We start from the raw sequence: 15,197 nt of genomic DNA on the forward strand, positions 1-15,197 counted from the left end.
ACCCCCCAGCCTGTGGATAACTCTTCGGGTGTCAGCGCAGGCCCCTATGGTGGCTGTGGTGGTCGAGGGACGACGCACGGGGGCACGGCAATGATGGCGATGGGCGGAACAGGCGTGATGGCCGAAGCGGAGGCAGGCTCGGAGCCGAGCACGGGGCTGGGCGCGGAGCCGAGCACAGGGCTAGGCGCGGAGCCGCAGGTCGGCTTCTCGGCGCCGGACGACGGCTTCCCCGCGCCGGCGGGCGCGGACGCCGGCGCCGGTCCGGCGCCCGGGTCCGGAGGGCCGACCGAAAGCGACGCGCTCGGCACCCTGCGCCGCGTCTTCGGCTACGAAGCCTTCCGCGGCGAGCAAGACGCGATCATCGACCACGTGGTGGCAGGCGGCGACGCCGTCGTGCTCATGCCCACCGGCGGCGGAAAGTCCCTGTGCTACCAGATCCCGGCGCTGGTCCGCCCCGGCACCGGAGTCGTCGTCTCCCCGCTGATCGCGCTCATGCAGGACCAGGTGGACGCGCTGCGGGCGCTAGGCGTGCGGGCCGGGTTCATGAACTCCACGCAGGACTTCGACGAGCGACGCATGGTGGAGGCCGAGTTCCTGGCGGGCGAGCTGGACCTGCTCTACCTGGCTCCGGAGCGGCTGCGCCTGGACGCCACCCTCGAGCTGCTGTCCCGCGCCAAGATCTCGGTCTTCGCGATCGACGAGGCGCACTGCGTGGCGCAGTGGGGGCACGACTTCCGGCCGGACTATCTGGCGCTGTCGGTGCTCGGCGAGCGCTGGCCGGACGTACCGAGAATCGCCCTGACGGCGACCGCGACGCGGGCCACGCACCAGGAGATCACCCAGCGCCTCGACATGCGGAACGCCCGCCACTTCGAGGCGAGCTTCGACCGGCCCAACATCCAGTACCGCATCGTGTCGAAGGACGACCCCAAGCGGCAGCTGCTGGCCTTCCTGCGCGAGGAGCACGCGGGCGACGCCGGCATCGTCTACTGCCTCTCGCGCAACTCGGTGGAGAAGACCGCGGAGTTCCTGTGCCGCAACGGCATCGAGGCCGTGCCGTACCACGCGGGCCTGGACGCCGGCACACGCGCCGCCCACCAGTCCCGCTTCCTGCGCGAAGAGGGCCTCGTGGTCGTGGCGACGATCGCCTTCGGCATGGGCATCGACAAGCCGGACGTCCGGTTCGTCGCCCATCTCGACCTCCCGAAGTCCGTCGAGGGCTACTACCAGGAGACGGGCCGTGCGGGCCGCGACGGCCTGCCGTCCACGGCCTGGATGGCGTACGGCCTGCAGGACGTCGTCCAGCAGCGCAAGCTGATTCAGAGCGGCGAGGGAGACGAGTCCTTCCGCCGGCGGGCGGCCTCCCACCTGGACGCGATGCTCGCGCTGTGCGAGACGGCCGGCTGCCGACGCGGCCGGCTGCTGACGTACTTCGGCCAGGAACCCGGAGCCCCGGCGTGCGGCAACTGCGACACCTGCCTCACGCCGCCCGAGACCTGGGACGGCACGATCCCGGCCCAGAAGGTGCTCTCCACGGTGGTGCGGCTGCAGCGGGAGCGCGGCCAGAAGTTCGGCACGGGGCAGATAGTGGACATCCTGCTGGGCCGCCGGACCGCCAAGGTCATCCAGTTCGATCACGACCAGCTGTCCGTCTTCGGCATCGGACAGGAGCTGTCGGAGGCCGAATGGCGCGGCGTGGTGCGTCAGTTGCTGGCGCAGGGGCTGCTGGCCGTCGAGGGGGAGTACGGGACGCTGGTGCTGACCGACACGAGCGGGACGGTGCTGCGGCGCGAGCGCGAAGTACCGCTGCGCAAGGAGCCGAAGAAGCCGGCCGCGTCCCGGTCCGGGGTGTCCGCGAAGGGGGAGCGCAAGGCCAAGACGGCCGCGGCCGACCTGCCCGCCGAGCTTGTGCCGGTCTTCGAGGCCCTGCGCTCCTGGCGAGCCGAACAGGCCCGCGAACAGGGCGTCCCGGCGTACGTCATCTTCCACGACGCCACGCTCAGGGAGATCGCCACGGCCTGCCCTCGTTCGGTGGCCGAGCTCGGCGGCATCAGTGGGGTGGGCGAGAAGAAGCTGGCGACGTACGGGGAGGGCGTGATAGGGGTGCTGGCCTCCCTGGACGCGGCCGGCGACGGAGCCCAGGTACCCGACGGAGCCCAGGTACCCGACGGAGCCCAGGTACCCGGGGGAGCCCAGGTACCCGGGGGAGCCCCGGTACCCGGGACCGCCGAGGCGTCCGCACCGGACCCCGACTGGCCCGAGCTGGACGCGGAGCCGGAGCCGGAGGACTGGATATAGAAGCCGCCGCGGTGTGTCTCGGGCGGCTGTCCACTCGGGTCGGCCGCGGACGGTACGTATCCGGCGGCTGACCACGTGGGCTGACCACGTGGGCCGGCCGCTCCATCCGGCGGCCGACCCAGGCCGGTCTGCCCGCCCCCGGTCCTACGCCGACGGGACGATCCTCCCGGTCACCTCGCCCAGAGCCACCTTCGTCCCGCCCGGCCCCGGCGCCCACGCCGACAGGGTCACCACGTCGCCGTCCTCCAGGAACGTCCGCTTGCCGTCGGGCAGATCGAGATGGTCGCGGCCGTTCCAGGTGAGTTCGAGCAGGGAGCCGCGCTCGTGCTCCTCCGGGCCGCTCACGGTGCCGGAGCCGTAGAGATCGCCCGTACGCAGCGAGGCGCCGTTGACCGTCATATGGGCCAGCTGCTGCGCCGCCGTCCAGTACATCGTGGAGAAAGGGGGCCGAGAGACCACATGGCCGTTGATCGCGACCGAGATGCGCAGGTCGTAGCCGCCGGGTTCGTCTGCCGCGGACTCCGCCGAGTCGTCGAGATAGGGGAGCAGTTGGTGTGTGCGCTCCGGGGGTGCCACGCGCGCCGCCTCGAGCGCCTCCAGGGGCGTGATCCATGCCGACACCGAGGTGGCGAAGGACTTGCCGAGGAAGGGCCCCAGAGGGACGTACTCCCAGGCCTGGAGATCGCGGGCCGACCAGTCGTTGAGCAGGCACAGCCCGAAGACATGCTCCCGGAAGTCCGACAGCGCCACCGATGCGCCCATGTCCGACGGCACGCCCACCACGAAGCCGACCTCGGCCTCGATGTCCAGGCGCACCGAAGGGCCGAAGATCGGTGCGGGATCCGCCGGCGCCTTCCGTTGGCCGGATGGGCGTACGACGTCCGTCCCGGACACCACCACGGTGCCGGATCGGCCGTGGTAACCGATGGGCAGATGCTTCCAGTTGGGGGTGAGGGAGTCCGCGGCGTCGGGGCGGAAGATCCGGCCGACGTTACGGGCGTGGTTCTCGGAGGAGTAGAAGTCGACGTAGTCCGCCACCTCGAAGGGGAGGTGCAGCGTGACCTCGGACAGGGGGTACAGCAGCGGCCCGACGACGTCCCGGTGGGCGGGCACGGTCACCCAGGCGGTGAGCGCGCGCCGGACGTCGCTCCATGTGGTGCGGCCTGCCGCCAGCAGCGGATTGAGGGTCGGCTGTGCGAGCAGCGAGACATACGGCGAGCCGAGGGCGGCGGCCGCCGCGCCCGCGTCCAGCACGAACTCGCCGAGCCGCACGCCGACCCGCCGCTCTGGAGAACCGTGCCCGGGGCGGGAGAACACGCCGTACGGAAGGTTGTGCGGGCCGAAGGGGTCGCCCTCGGTCAGGTCGAGCGGGATCTGCTCGGGCATCTGTTCCTGCCTCGCTTTCCGTGTGGTTGTGCCACACGTTACGGGGGAGTTGCGGGCGATGGGCAGTGTCCAAAGAATCCGCAATGCCCGTATGGAGCCGACCTCGCTCTGTCGGCTCAGCCGCGGCCCTCGAAGACCTCCCTGCTCAGAAACACCAACTGCGCCCGCTTCTCCGGCAGGTCGATCTGGGGACCGCGTACGAAGCCCTGCCGGACCAGGCGTGCGATGGCCTTGTCGTTGCGGGCGTCGGGTTCGGCCACGATCCGCTGCCGGCCCGGGACCGAGAGCACGAAGGTGAGGAAGACGGAGAGGAGGGTGCCGGTGAAGCCCGGCTCCGGGGCGCCATCTGGCGGACCGACCATCAGATGGATACCGAAGTCGCCTGGCTGGACGTCGTAGCACTCGCCGACCGGGTCGTGCTCCGGTTCGTACGTCTGGAAGAGTGCGACCGGCTTGTCGTCCCGGTGTATCAGGTACGCGTGGTGCGTGGTGAGGGAGTCCAGGAACTCGTAGATCTCCAGGACGCGCTCCCGGCCGACGTCGCGCATGCCCCAGAAGCGGGCCCGCTCCTCGGCGACCCAGTCGTGGATCAGGTCGATGTCGCCCGCCGGATCCACCGGGACGACGCGGACGGTGCCGAAGCCGTCGACCGTCTGCTCGTACACGGCTTCCCGCGGACGGGCAGGGGATTCAGGGGATTCGGCAGGGGACTCAACAGGGGAGTCGGCAGGGGATGCAGCGAGGGACTCAGAGGTCATGGCTCTCCTCGGTCAGAAGGTTCCAGTCGGTGATCACGGGCACGAGTTCTCCTTGGAGCCACAGCGGCAGCTGGTCGCGGTGGTGGGCGTCACCGGGTACGCCGGAGGCGCCGAAGGGGACCACCCAGAGGCTGTCCTCGCGCCGCGCGAGGTCCCAGACGTAGCGGGCGGCGGGGCCGCGTGCGCTGTGGTCCGTGACCCCGGGGACGCTGGAGGTGGACAGCACACAGTCGTGGTCGCCGGACAGTCCCGGCCACTGCGGCTCTGCGGCGTCGGGCAGAGCCTGCCAGGGTGCGAGCCGGTGCACCTCACCCCACGGCACCGGTTCCCGTCCGTCGGCGGCCATGTCGGCGGCCACCTCCTCCAGGGCCGCTCTGACGAGGTCGGTCCTCAGGTGGTCAGTCCTGTCGACGCCAGGGATCTGACGGGTCGACAGCAGTGCTCCCAGTGCGTACGCGACCCGCGGGACCAGGGCGAGCCACGGCTGGAAGATCGCGGGGTGGGGCGGGGGCTCGCTCAGGCCGGAGAGCGCCGGATGAGCCGCGAGCCGCCGCACCACCGCCGACCGTACGGCCGCATACGCCGTCGCGTCGGTGCTCCCGGCCTCCATCCGGCGGTCCCAGCGCAGCAGCCGCTCCCGCAGCCGCGCGGCCTCCGGGCTGAGCCCGTCCAGATCGCCCAGCCCCGCGAGCAGGTCGATGAGGGGTTGAGCCGAAGCCAGATGGGTGTCGGTGTGGATGGCCGCCATGTCCTTGCCGGACCAGGCCGTCGACTCGTCAAGGAGCTGCTGGATCCGCCGCTGCCGGTGCGGTGGTGCGAACTCGACGCCGACCGGGCCGGCGATGCCCCGCTGGTTCGCCATCACGGCGACGCCGTCGACGTCCTCGTGGGGCATTTCGTGCCAGCCGCGCCACTCGTGCCCCGGCTCCCAGGCCGGTACGACCCGCAGCATGTTGTCCCGGTGGCGGCGAGGCACCGCGCCCGCGACCCGGTGCAGCAGCCCGCCCCGGGTGTCCGCGGCCTGAACGACGTTGACGGGCTCGGCCCACTGGTCGAAGGCCCGGTCCACATCGTCGACGCTCCTGGCCCGGAGCAGCGCCGGCAGCACGCCGAACCCGAGGTCCTCGCGTACGCGCGGGGGATAACGGAGGCTGATGGCCATCGATTCGCCGGGGCCGCCGATCACGACGGGGCCGCGCTCGGTCTCGATCACCTCGACCTCGACGGGATCGGCCCCGGCGACCTCGATGGTCTCGACGTGAGCGGAGGCGGGTCGCCAGCCGTCCGGACCGAGAGCCTCGACGTCGCCTCCCTGTTGCCGGTCTTCGCGGCGCCGGAGCTGCTCCCGGTAGAGGTCCTGGTAGTCGGCCATGGCGTTGGTGATCGCCCAGGCCACCTGGCCGGTGTGCCCGAAGTGCGCGATGCCCGGGACGCCCGGCACGGCGAGCCCGACCACGTCGAACTCCGGGCAGGCCAGGCGGATCTGCTGGTAGACACCCGGGTCCTCGATGAACCGGTGCGGGTCGCCCGCGATGAGGGCGTTCCCGGTGGCGGTGCGGTCGCCGGCGATGAGCCAGCCGTTGCTCCCGGACGTACCCGGCCCGTCCGTGGCGAACAGTTCGATCGCCTCGGCACCGAGCCGGCGGACGACCTCCTCGCGCCACAGCTTGGTGGGGAAGCCCGCGAACAGAATGTGCGTGGACAGCCAGACGCCCAGCGGCGTCCACGGCTGCCAGCGGCCGGGTATCAGACCGGTCGCCTCGAACTGGGGCGCCCGTCGCGCGCCCTCGCCGAGACCTGCGTTGACCCCGTCGACGTAACTCCTGATCCAGGCGGCGGTGTCCGGATCGAGCCGGTCCAGCCTGTCGAAGCAGCGCCTGGCAGTGTCGTCCAGCAATGCCTGCCGCGCGAACCGGTCCCAGCCGACGACCTCGGCACCCAGAAAAGCGGCCGTGGTTCCCTGCGACCGGTGCCGCTCGACCTCGATCTGCCACGCCCGATCCAGGGCGACGTTCCGCCCCTGGGCGAAGGCGAGTTCGAGCGCGCTGCCGGCGCGTAGATGGGGGATCCCCCACGAATCCCGGTAGGCCTCGATGCTCACACCACTTCTCCATCCCTTGGGCCGGCCTTGGTGGGGCAAGGCTGACCGTCGTACGGCAGAGCCGGGCGGATGTGGTCCTTCGAGCCGTGTGGGGCCGGCGAGCAGGCGCCGCCCACCGCGTTTACTTCGGTTAGGTTAACCTAAGTTCGAACGACGTCCAGTGGCCCCCGAGTCAGACGAAGAAGAGAAGACGCCGCCATGTATCGAGCCAGAACCGCAGACCTCCTCCGACGCGGACCGCTCGGCACACAGTCGTGACGGCGGCCCCCGACACGGCCGCCGATGGATCCACCGCGGCCCCGGCAGGTGCCAGGCTCCCCGCCCGTTGGCTGATCCTCGCCGTGATCTGCCTCGCCCAGCTCACGGTCGTGCTCGACAACACGATCCTGAACGTCGCGGTCCCCACTCTCAGCAGGGACTTGAAGGCGACCACGGCCGACATCCAGTGGGTCATCAACGCGTACTCGCTCGTCCAGGCCGGCCTGCTGCTCGCCGCGGGCAGCGCCTCCGACCGGTACGGCCGTAAGAAGCTGCTGCTCGCCGGGCTCGCCCTGTTCGGCGTCGGATCGCTGGCGGCCGGACTCGCCCAGTCCAGCGGCCAGTTGATCGCCGCGCGGGCGGGCATGGGCGTGGGCGGGGCGCTGCTGCTGACCACCACGCTCGCCGTGGCGATACAGATATTCGACGCCGACGAGCGCCCCAAGGCCATCGGCATCTGGGCCGCGGTGAACGCCCTCGGCTTCGCGGCAGGGCCCCCGATCGGGGGGCTGATGCTCGCCCACTTCTGGTGGGGTGCGATCTTCCTGATCAACATCCCGGTCGTTCTGCTCGCGCTCGTCGCCGTCCAGGCACTGGTGCCCGAATCCAAGAACCCCAGCGGTCACCGGCCCGACCTCCTCGGCGCGCTGCTGTCCACCGTCGGTATGTCCGCGGTCGTCTACGCGATCATCTCGGGCCCCGAGCACGGCTGGGGCGCCGGCCGGGTCCTGCTCCCGGCCGCGGCGGGCGTAGTCGTACTCGTCGCCTTCGCCCTGTGGGAGCGCCGCGTCCCGTACCCCATGCTGGACATGCAGTTCTTCCGCGACCGGCGCTTCGTCGGGGCGGTCGCCGGCGTGGTGCTCATCACCTTCGGCAGTGGCGGCACGCTCTATCTGCTCACGCAGCAGCTGCAGTTCGTCCGCGGGTACGCGCCTCTGGAGGCGGGCCTGCGCATCGCGCCCTTCGCGCTCACGGTCGTCGCCCTCAACTCGGTGGGAATCTCGGCGCGGCTCATGCGCCGCCTCGGCCTGCCGCTGTCGATAGCCGTCGGCATGGCGCTGCTGGCAGCCGGTTTCATGGTCGCCGCGCTGCCCTCGTCCGACGGTTACGGTGTGCTGCTGGTCGGTCTCGTCCTCATGGGCGCGGGTTGCGCGCTCGCCAACCCGGCCATCGTCGAGGCGATCATGGGCGCCATCCCTCCGGAGAAGGCCGGCGCCGGCGCCGGGGTCGACGGCACCATGTCCGAACTGGGTACCAGTCTCGGCGTCACCGTTCTGGGCGCCGTCATGAACGCCCGCTTCACCGCTCTCCTTCCGGCCGCCGTCGCCGGCGCGGGCTCCCTCCCGGCCGCCCTCACCGCCGCCGACACGGAGGCCGAACGTGGCGCCGTCATGGACGCCTTCATCTCCGGCATCGAGACCAGCCAGCTCGCGGGAGCCGCGGCGGTCCTCGTCGGCGGCTGTGTGGCGGCGCTGCTGCTGCGGAGGGCGGAGCGGCCGGCGGTGGAGGGGGACGAGACGACGAAGGCGGAGTGAGGCGGACAGCCAGGTGCCGACGGCGCCGGGCAAGGGTGGTGCCGTTGTGACTGGATCCAACCTGTGCATCCCCTGGGGCTGATGAGCCGATGGTCCGTATTCTCAGGATCATGGCCGCACCCACCGCACCCACCGCACCCCTCGCATATTCGCTTATCGCCACAGACCTGGACGGAACGCTGCTCCGCGGCGACGACACGCTCTCCGACCGGTCGCGGGCCGCGCTGGCGGGGGCGGCCGCCGCCGGCGCGCGGCATCTCGTGGTGACCGGACGCCCCGCGCCCCGTGTGCGGCCACTGCTCGACGACCTCGGCTGCCAGGGGCTGGCGGTGTGCGGTCAGGGGGCGCAGCTGTACGACGCCGGGGCGGACCGCATGATCTGGTCGGTGACCCTGGACCGCGAACTGGCGGAGACGGCGCTCGGGAAGATCGAGGCCGAGGTCGGCGAGGTCTACGCGGCCGTGGACCAGGACGGGGTGGACGGTCTCACGCTCATCGAGCCCGGCTACCGCATGCCGCACCCGCTGCTCCCCGCCGTACGCGTGGACCGGCGCGACGACCTGTGGACGGCGCCCATCAGCAAGGTGCTGCTGCGCCACCCGTGGCTGTCGGACGACGAGCTGGCGGCGGCGGCACGGGAGGCCGTGGGCTCGCTGGCCGCGGTGACGATGTCCGGTCCCGGCACGGTCGAGCTCCAGCCGTGTGGGATAAACAAGGCGACCGGCCTTGCCCTGGCGGCCGAAAGCCTGGGCCTGACCCCCTCCGGCACGATCGCCTTCGGCGACATGCCCAACGACATCCCCATGTTCGACTGGGCCGCCCACGGCGTCGCCATGGCCAACGCCCATCCCGGCCTCAAGGCGGTGGCCGATGAGGTGACCCTCTCGAACGAGGAGGACGGGATCGCGGTGGTGCTGGAGCGGTTGTTCGTTTGATTTATTGGGCAATGTCGCTCGGGTGACGTGCAAACAAGTTCTTCGGCTGCCACTACGGCTGAGGCCTCTCCGCTCCCTCCGAGGCCGTCACCGAGAGGGGTGCCGAAACGTTACTTCTCCGCAGGGTTGGTGGACTTCCCCGGGGGTGGACCGGTGACGGTGGATGTCGAGGGCGGCATTGAGGGATGCGGGCCGGACGAAGAAGCTCGCTGGCACGCGGTGTTGCAGCAACGGGAAGCACTGATACGGGCTGCCCGTCCACGCACGGCCACCGTGGAGGACGCCGAAGACGTGGTGCAGGAGGCGATGACGCGCGCCGTCGAGTCCTACCGCGGTGACGAGGAGGGGCTCGCTCCCTGGCTCATGCGTGTGACGGTGCGGCTGTGCGCGGACACGCATCGGCAGCGTATCCGCGAGCAGCGCAGGTGGTCACGTCTTCCCGTTTCCATGGAGCCGGGGTCCTTCGACGAGCGAGTGTGCGATCAGGCGGAGGCCGCGTGGGCGGCGGAGGAGTTGTCCCGCCTGCCCGAGCGTCAGGCCAGGGCGCTGCGGCTACGAGCAGAGGGGCTCACGGTCTTACAGGTCGCCCGGCAGCTCGGGGTCAGTTACCGGACCGCTGAATCATTGCTGGCCCGGGCGAGAAGCACACTGAAAGCCGTGCTGGCATCGACGCTGGGACTGGCCGTCGTGTGGTGGAGATGGGCAGCGGATGTGGCCCGGCTCGCCCCCGCACACCCGGCTGTTGCCGCCGCGACGGCCACGACCGCCATGGCTGTGATGGTCGTCGTCACGCCCGTACCGGCGACGGTCGAATCGACGCCGCACCCTTCCCGGCCGGGCGTCCTGCCCGCCACAGTCACCGCCGACGTCCGCTCTACCCCGGCTCCGGCCCTGTCTCCGGCCCCGGCCTCGTCCCCGTCTGTGTCTTCATTACCGTCGTTGTCACCGTCGCCATCCGCGTCCTCCCCCTCGGCCGGGACCGGGCACTCGAATGAAGGGGGGCCCTCGGCTACGCCTGCCGCGGACCGGGGGAAGTCGGCGGATGGGGGGAAACCGGCGGACCGGGGCAAGTCGGCGGATCGGGGGAAGTCGGAGGATTCGGGCAGCGCTGCGGATCCCGGTAGGCCCGCGGATCGGGGTAGGCCCGCGGATCCAGGAGGGCCCGCAGACCCCGGAAAGCCGGTCGACCCCGGCAGGCCCGCGGACCCCGGTAAGCCCGCGGACCGTGGTAAGCCCGCGGATCCAGGAGGGCCCGCAGACCCCCGAAAGCCCGCAGACCCCGGAAAGCCCGCGGATCCAGGCAGACCCGCCGACCGGGGCAACCCCTCCATCGCGCTCGTGCCGACCGCCTGTGCGTGGCCTGGTGTCGGCGGCGGGGCCGCGCCGCCGGACGTGCCGCCGCTGCCGGGGGACATCCTGGCGGCACCCGCCAACCCCCGCAGCACGAGGCCGTGACCACGGAATATGAGGAAGTGTCATGAAAAAAGTGTGAGTGTTCACCGGCGGACGGGCCCTCCCGCTGCGTGAAGGACACAGGACTCGACAACCCGTCGCTGTCCTGTGATCGCTTACCGGCAGGAGACCATGCACAGAGCCCGGTCCTCGGAGACGACGATGCCCACCCCGCCTTCGCCCCATCAGACCGTATGGGCCAGAACGCGTGTCGACCACGGCTGTTTCCTCCTCTACGACCCCCCTGCCTTCCATCACGACGACGGTCTGAGGCTGTGGCGGGACGAGGACTACCGCAGGATGCTGGTCTGCACGCCCTCCGGCGTGGTCGCGCGCAGTGCCGTCACAGGCATTCGCCATGCATCCGTGAGCCTCGAGGTCTACGACACCGAACCCGTGATCGACGCCGAGTGGGCGCACGATGCGATGGAATGCGATGTCGCGCTGACGGAGGGTCTGGAGCTCCAGCTGCAGAACTTCATGGGGGACAACGTGGCCACGGTCTGGCTCGGTCGGCGCGGCGTCTGGCGGCTGCGCGGTCACCGACGATCGCCCCGGCACCCGGACGCCGTCGACCACCAGGAAGAGTGGCTGTTCCAGCTCTGGCCGACCCCCGAATCACCGGTCGACCCGGCCGGGGGCGCAGCCGCCGGAGGCCTGATGTGCCGGGAGCTTCCCCGGAGCTGCTGCTAGCCCTTCCGCAGAGCCCTCCTTCACGACGGGTCGTCGGATGCTCCGGCGACCCGTGCGCCCCCGACGGCACCGAGGCCGGCGGTCAGCCCGCTGTCCGCGGAATGCGGCGTTCCCACGTCCTGTGGAACACCACATCGTCGCCCTCCCGGCAGACGACCTCGTCCGACGTGATGAAGGACGTCGCGTCACACGCGATCTCCGAGCGCGTATCGATCCGTACGTCCCAGGGCAGCTCGGGCCGGTGCAGCCGGATCGACCGGTCCGAGCGGGTACGGGCCGACAGCGGGTCGGATTCGTTGATCGTGTACGTGTCCACGGCGTCCTCCGTCAACTCGAGGCCGTCCGGGTACGCGCGCGTGCCGCCGCTCGAGTGCAGTCGAGAATGGGGGAGGGGATCCACCTCCAGGCGCCACTCGCCCTTGGCGACATCGCGTACGACGAGGCGTTCCGGGCGCTGTTCGTTGAGCGTCAGGGGGATGACGACGCCCAGCGGCTCGGCCTGCTCCGGTTCGGAGAAGGTGATGGCACCGATAGCACCGGTGGCACCGATCGTGTCGATGGTGCCGATGGCCTCGCCCGTTCCCGCGCGGACCGGGAGTTCCAGCGTGCTGCCCGCCGGGTCGAGCAAGAAGCCCGTTTCGGAGCCCGGCTGGGGCCAGATCCATGGCCAGTACGCGGACGAGACGGCGAGCCGGATGCGGTTGCCGGGTGGGAACGCGTGGCCGATGCCGTTCAGTTCGAAGTCGAGGTCCTCGGTCGTGCCTGGCGTCCACTCGACCGCTTTGTCCCGGCCCCTGCGCGCCGAGAAATTCAGCGCACCGCGGGTGACCAGCGTCGACGCGCCGTCCGGTGCCACGTCGCAGAGGCGGGCGACCACCTGCCCCCGGGGCGCCCGCGAGGTCAGCCGCAGCCGAACCCGCGGGCGGCCCAGGATCCATGTCTCCCGCTCGACCCGGAAGTCGAAGCACACCGACTTCCCGTCCTCCTCTCGCTGGTCCGGCGGCAGATCGGCGTCGTTGCCCAGCGGGCAGAAGCGGCCGGCGTCCAGACCGGTGTGCATCGGCGACCGTACGAGGACGGGGGCAGGAGCCGGGACCTGGGCAGGGGGTTGGGTCGCGGCTTGGGAAGCCGCGACCCCCAGCCCGTACGACACGAAGCCGACGTTCGGTGACGGCCACGACGGGTCGCCCGCCCAGCGGCCCGGCAGCTCCTCGTACACCGTCGCCGGTGGATGGGAGTCGCTGATCCAGGAGCGGAGCCTCGGCTCCGCAGACACACCAGACGCACCAGTGTCGATGCTCTTCAGGTGCCGGTCCCACCATCGGAGCGTCTCCTGGAGGAAGCCGATCGCCGGACCCGGCGGCAGGCCCCGGTCCGGGTACTGGTGCGACCAGGGGCCGATCAGACCCCGTACCCGGTCGTCCGGAAGGTGCCGAAGGCGCTCCACCAGCCGCAGGACCGTGTCGCGGTAGGGGTCGTGCCAGCCGCCGACCGCGAGGACGGCGGCCTTGATCGCGCCGTAGTCCTCGCAGACGCTGCCGTGCTGCCAGTAGGAATCGCGTGTCTGGTGGCTCAGCCAGATGTGGATGAGGGGCTCGACGGCCTCCAGGCGCCACAGCCACATGTCGCGCCATGCGTCGCCCACGTACAGCGGGTCGGGCGGACGGGACACGGAGGCGAGCATCGTCGCGGACCATGCGTGCATGTCCACCGCCAGGACGGAGCCGCCCATGTAGTGCACGTCGTTGTCGTAGCGGTCGTCGGAGGAGCACACGGTGACGACCGCCTCGAGAGGCTCGGGGGCGAGGGCCGCGATCTGGAGGGCGTTGCAGCCGCCCCAGGAGATGCCGAACATGCCGACCCTCCCGCTGCACCATGGCTGGGCGGCCAGCCACTCGATCACCTCGACCCCGTCACGCAGCTCGACGGGCGAGTACTCGTCGCCGGGCATGCCCTCCGAGTTGCCGTGCCCGCGCACGTCGACCCGCACGGACGCGTACCCGTGCCCCGCGTACCAGGGATGCCGCTGCCAGTCGCGGGGCGCGGTCCAGTCGGTCAGGCCGTGCGGGAGGTACTCGAGCAGCGCCGGTACGGGTTCACCGGTCATCGGGCGCCACACGCGCGCGTACAGCCGCGTTCCGTCCGACAGCGGAATCCGGACGTCCTGGCGGGTCGTCTCGTACGGAAAAGAGGTGCGGATCTTCATGGGGGACCTCGGGGGCGGAACTCCGGCGACCACTTCTGCGTATGACGTGTTATGACGTGTGAGGCGTCGGACCTGGGTGAGGTGTACGGGTGGGCGCTTCGAAGGTGTGCGGCCGGGTGTGCGAGCGTGTGAGGGGTATGGGGGCATATGCGGATGATCACGAACATACCGGGGGAGGTCGCGCACCGCCCGGCTTGGACGGGCGGGCGCTCACTGTGATCGAAAGGCGACCGGATACGCTGACTTGAGTGATGGCAGCGACAGATCGACAAACACATCGACGAACCGTGTCATCGACCATGTGACCGACCTTGTGCTCGTCAGCAGACAGGAGATCCCTCGTGACCGTCGTCGGGCCGTTCGGGCTGAGCGTGCGGGACCAGGCTCTCGAAGCCGATGTCCAGGCCGGATTGGCGGCTGTCGAGGAGGGCCTCCTCGAGGCCACCAAGAGTGAGGTCCCCTTCATCACGGAGGCCGCGCAGCATCTCGTCCGCGCGGGCGGGAAGCGGTTCCGCCCGCTGCTCGTGACGCTCGCCGCGCAGTTCGGCGACCCGCATGCGCCGGGCGTGGTGCCCTCCGCCGTGGTCGTCGAGCTCACGCACCTCGCGACCCTCTACCACGACGACGTCATGGACGAGGCCGAAGTGCGCCGCGGCGTCGCGAGCGCCAACAGCCGATGGGGCAACTCCGTCGCGGTCCTGACCGGCGACTTCCTCTTCGCCCGCGCCTCGCACATCCTGGCGGACCTCGGCCCTGAGGCCGTCCGTATCCAGGCCGAGGCCTTCGAGCGCCTGGTCACGGGGCAGATCCTGGAGACCGCGGGGCCGCGCGACGGCCGCGACCCGGTCGAGCACTACCTGGACGTGATCGGCGGCAAGACCGGCTCGCTGATCGCTGTGGCGGGTCGTTTCGGCGCGATGATGTCGGGTGCCGACGAGACGGTCGTGGATGTGCTGACCCAGTACGGTGAGCGGCTCGGTGTCGCCTTCCAGCTGGCGGACGACGTCCTGGACATCGCCTCCGAGACGCGCGAGTCCGGCAAGACACCGGGCACGGATCTGCGGGAGGGCATCCCGACGCTGCCGGTGCTGCGGCTGCGCGAGCGCGTGGAGCGGCTCGGCCTGCCCGAGGACATCGCCCTGAGCGAGCTCCTCGACTCCGACCTCAGCGACGACGCCCGCCACGCGGAGGCGCTCACCCGATTGCGCGTCCACCCGGCGCTGGAGCAGGCCCGCCGGGACACTGTGCGGTACGCGGAGGAGGCGCGGAGCGTGCTCGCGCCCCTGCCTGAGTGCGGTGCGAAGGCGGCGCTGGTGGAGCTGTGCGACGCGGTGGTACATCGGGCGGGCTGAGCCCGGTCTCCCCTGCCCACCGGCCCGTTCCCCTTCCCACCGGCCCTGACGGCCCCTCAACGACGCAACAGCGGCGCCTCCCCTGGGGGTACCTCCCAGGCCCTCAAGGCACTGGGGGAGGGAAGAAGGAGGCGCCGCCGCGGCATGTCATACCGCAGGAGTACACGGAGTTGGGCCCCGGGTCTGACGCTTCCTCGTGGCCGATTTGGTCAGATGGACAACA

The 15,197-nt window shown here is 71.0% G+C and carries 10 protein-coding genes; 6 read left to right on the forward strand and 4 right to left on the reverse strand.

What is annotated here, in order from left to right; genetic code table 11:
* Positions 1-117 precede the first annotated feature (117 nt).
* The gene (gene recQ / locus ACSMXV_RS24440; protein WP_473173417.1) at positions 118-2,298 is read left to right on the forward strand and encodes a DNA helicase RecQ; all 2,181 of its coding nucleotides are present in this window, start codon (positions 118-120) and stop codon (positions 2,296-2,298) included.
* Positions 2,299-2,442: 144 nt separating this feature from the next.
* Here the strand turns inward: recQ and fahA are convergent, their stop codons facing one another.
* From fahA to ACSMXV_RS24455, 3 genes are all read right to left on the reverse strand, one after another.
* The gene (fahA, locus tag ACSMXV_RS24445; RefSeq protein WP_473173418.1) at positions 2,443-3,684 is read right to left on the reverse strand and encodes a fumarylacetoacetase; all 1,242 of its coding nucleotides are present in this window, start codon (positions 3,682-3,684) and stop codon (positions 2,443-2,445) included.
* Positions 3,685-3,800: 116 nt separating this feature from the next.
* On the reverse strand, positions 3,801-4,442 hold the full coding sequence (locus ACSMXV_RS24450) for a GNAT family N-acetyltransferase (protein ID WP_473173419.1): 642 nt from the start codon (positions 4,440-4,442) through the stop codon (positions 3,801-3,803).
* Positions 4,432-6,543, reverse strand: a complete 2,112-nt coding sequence (locus ACSMXV_RS24455) for a penicillin acylase family protein (RefSeq protein ID WP_473173420.1) — start codon at positions 6,541-6,543, stop codon at positions 4,432-4,434. Before ACSMXV_RS24455 ends, ACSMXV_RS24450 begins: the two co-directional genes overlap by 11 nt.
* Positions 6,544-6,872: 329 nt before the next feature.
* Between ACSMXV_RS24455 and ACSMXV_RS24460 the strand changes: the two genes are divergently transcribed.
* The 4 genes from ACSMXV_RS24460 (at position 6,873) to ACSMXV_RS24475 (ending at position 11,416) form a co-directional block, all read left to right on the forward strand.
* Entirely contained in the window at positions 6,873-8,336 is a 1,464-nt protein-coding gene (locus ACSMXV_RS24460) for an MFS transporter (RefSeq protein ID WP_473179057.1), read from the forward strand.
* Positions 8,337-8,446: 110 nt separating this feature from the next.
* Positions 8,447-9,271, forward strand: coding sequence for an HAD family hydrolase (locus ACSMXV_RS24465; RefSeq protein WP_473173421.1), 825 nt, complete (start codon positions 8,447-8,449; stop codon positions 9,269-9,271).
* Between the two features lie 219 nt (positions 9,272-9,490).
* Positions 9,491-10,726 carry an RNA polymerase sigma factor gene (locus ACSMXV_RS24470; protein WP_473179058.1) on the forward strand — a complete coding sequence of 412 codons (1,236 nt, stop codon included), beginning with the start codon at positions 9,491-9,493 and terminating at the stop codon, positions 10,724-10,726.
* 159 nt (positions 10,727-10,885) lie between these two features.
* On the forward strand, positions 10,886-11,416 hold the full coding sequence (locus ACSMXV_RS24475; protein WP_473173422.1) for a hypothetical protein: 531 nt from the start codon (positions 10,886-10,888) through the stop codon (positions 11,414-11,416).
* Between the two features lie 82 nt (positions 11,417-11,498).
* Here ACSMXV_RS24475 and ACSMXV_RS24480 read toward each other — a convergent pair whose 3' ends face one another.
* The gene (locus ACSMXV_RS24480) at positions 11,499-13,622 is read right to left on the reverse strand and encodes a CocE/NonD family hydrolase (protein ID WP_473173423.1); all 2,124 of its coding nucleotides are present in this window, start codon (positions 13,620-13,622) and stop codon (positions 11,499-11,501) included.
* A 341-nt stretch (positions 13,623-13,963) separates the two neighbouring features.
* On the opposite strand from ACSMXV_RS24480, the gene ACSMXV_RS24485 reads away from it, so the two are divergent.
* Entirely contained in the window at positions 13,964-14,974 is a 1,011-nt protein-coding gene (locus ACSMXV_RS24485) for a polyprenyl synthetase family protein (RefSeq protein WP_473173424.1), read from the forward strand.
* Positions 14,975-15,197 lie beyond the last annotated feature (223 nt).

It is taken from the genome of Streptomyces sp. DSM 42067, from assembly GCF_055792885.1.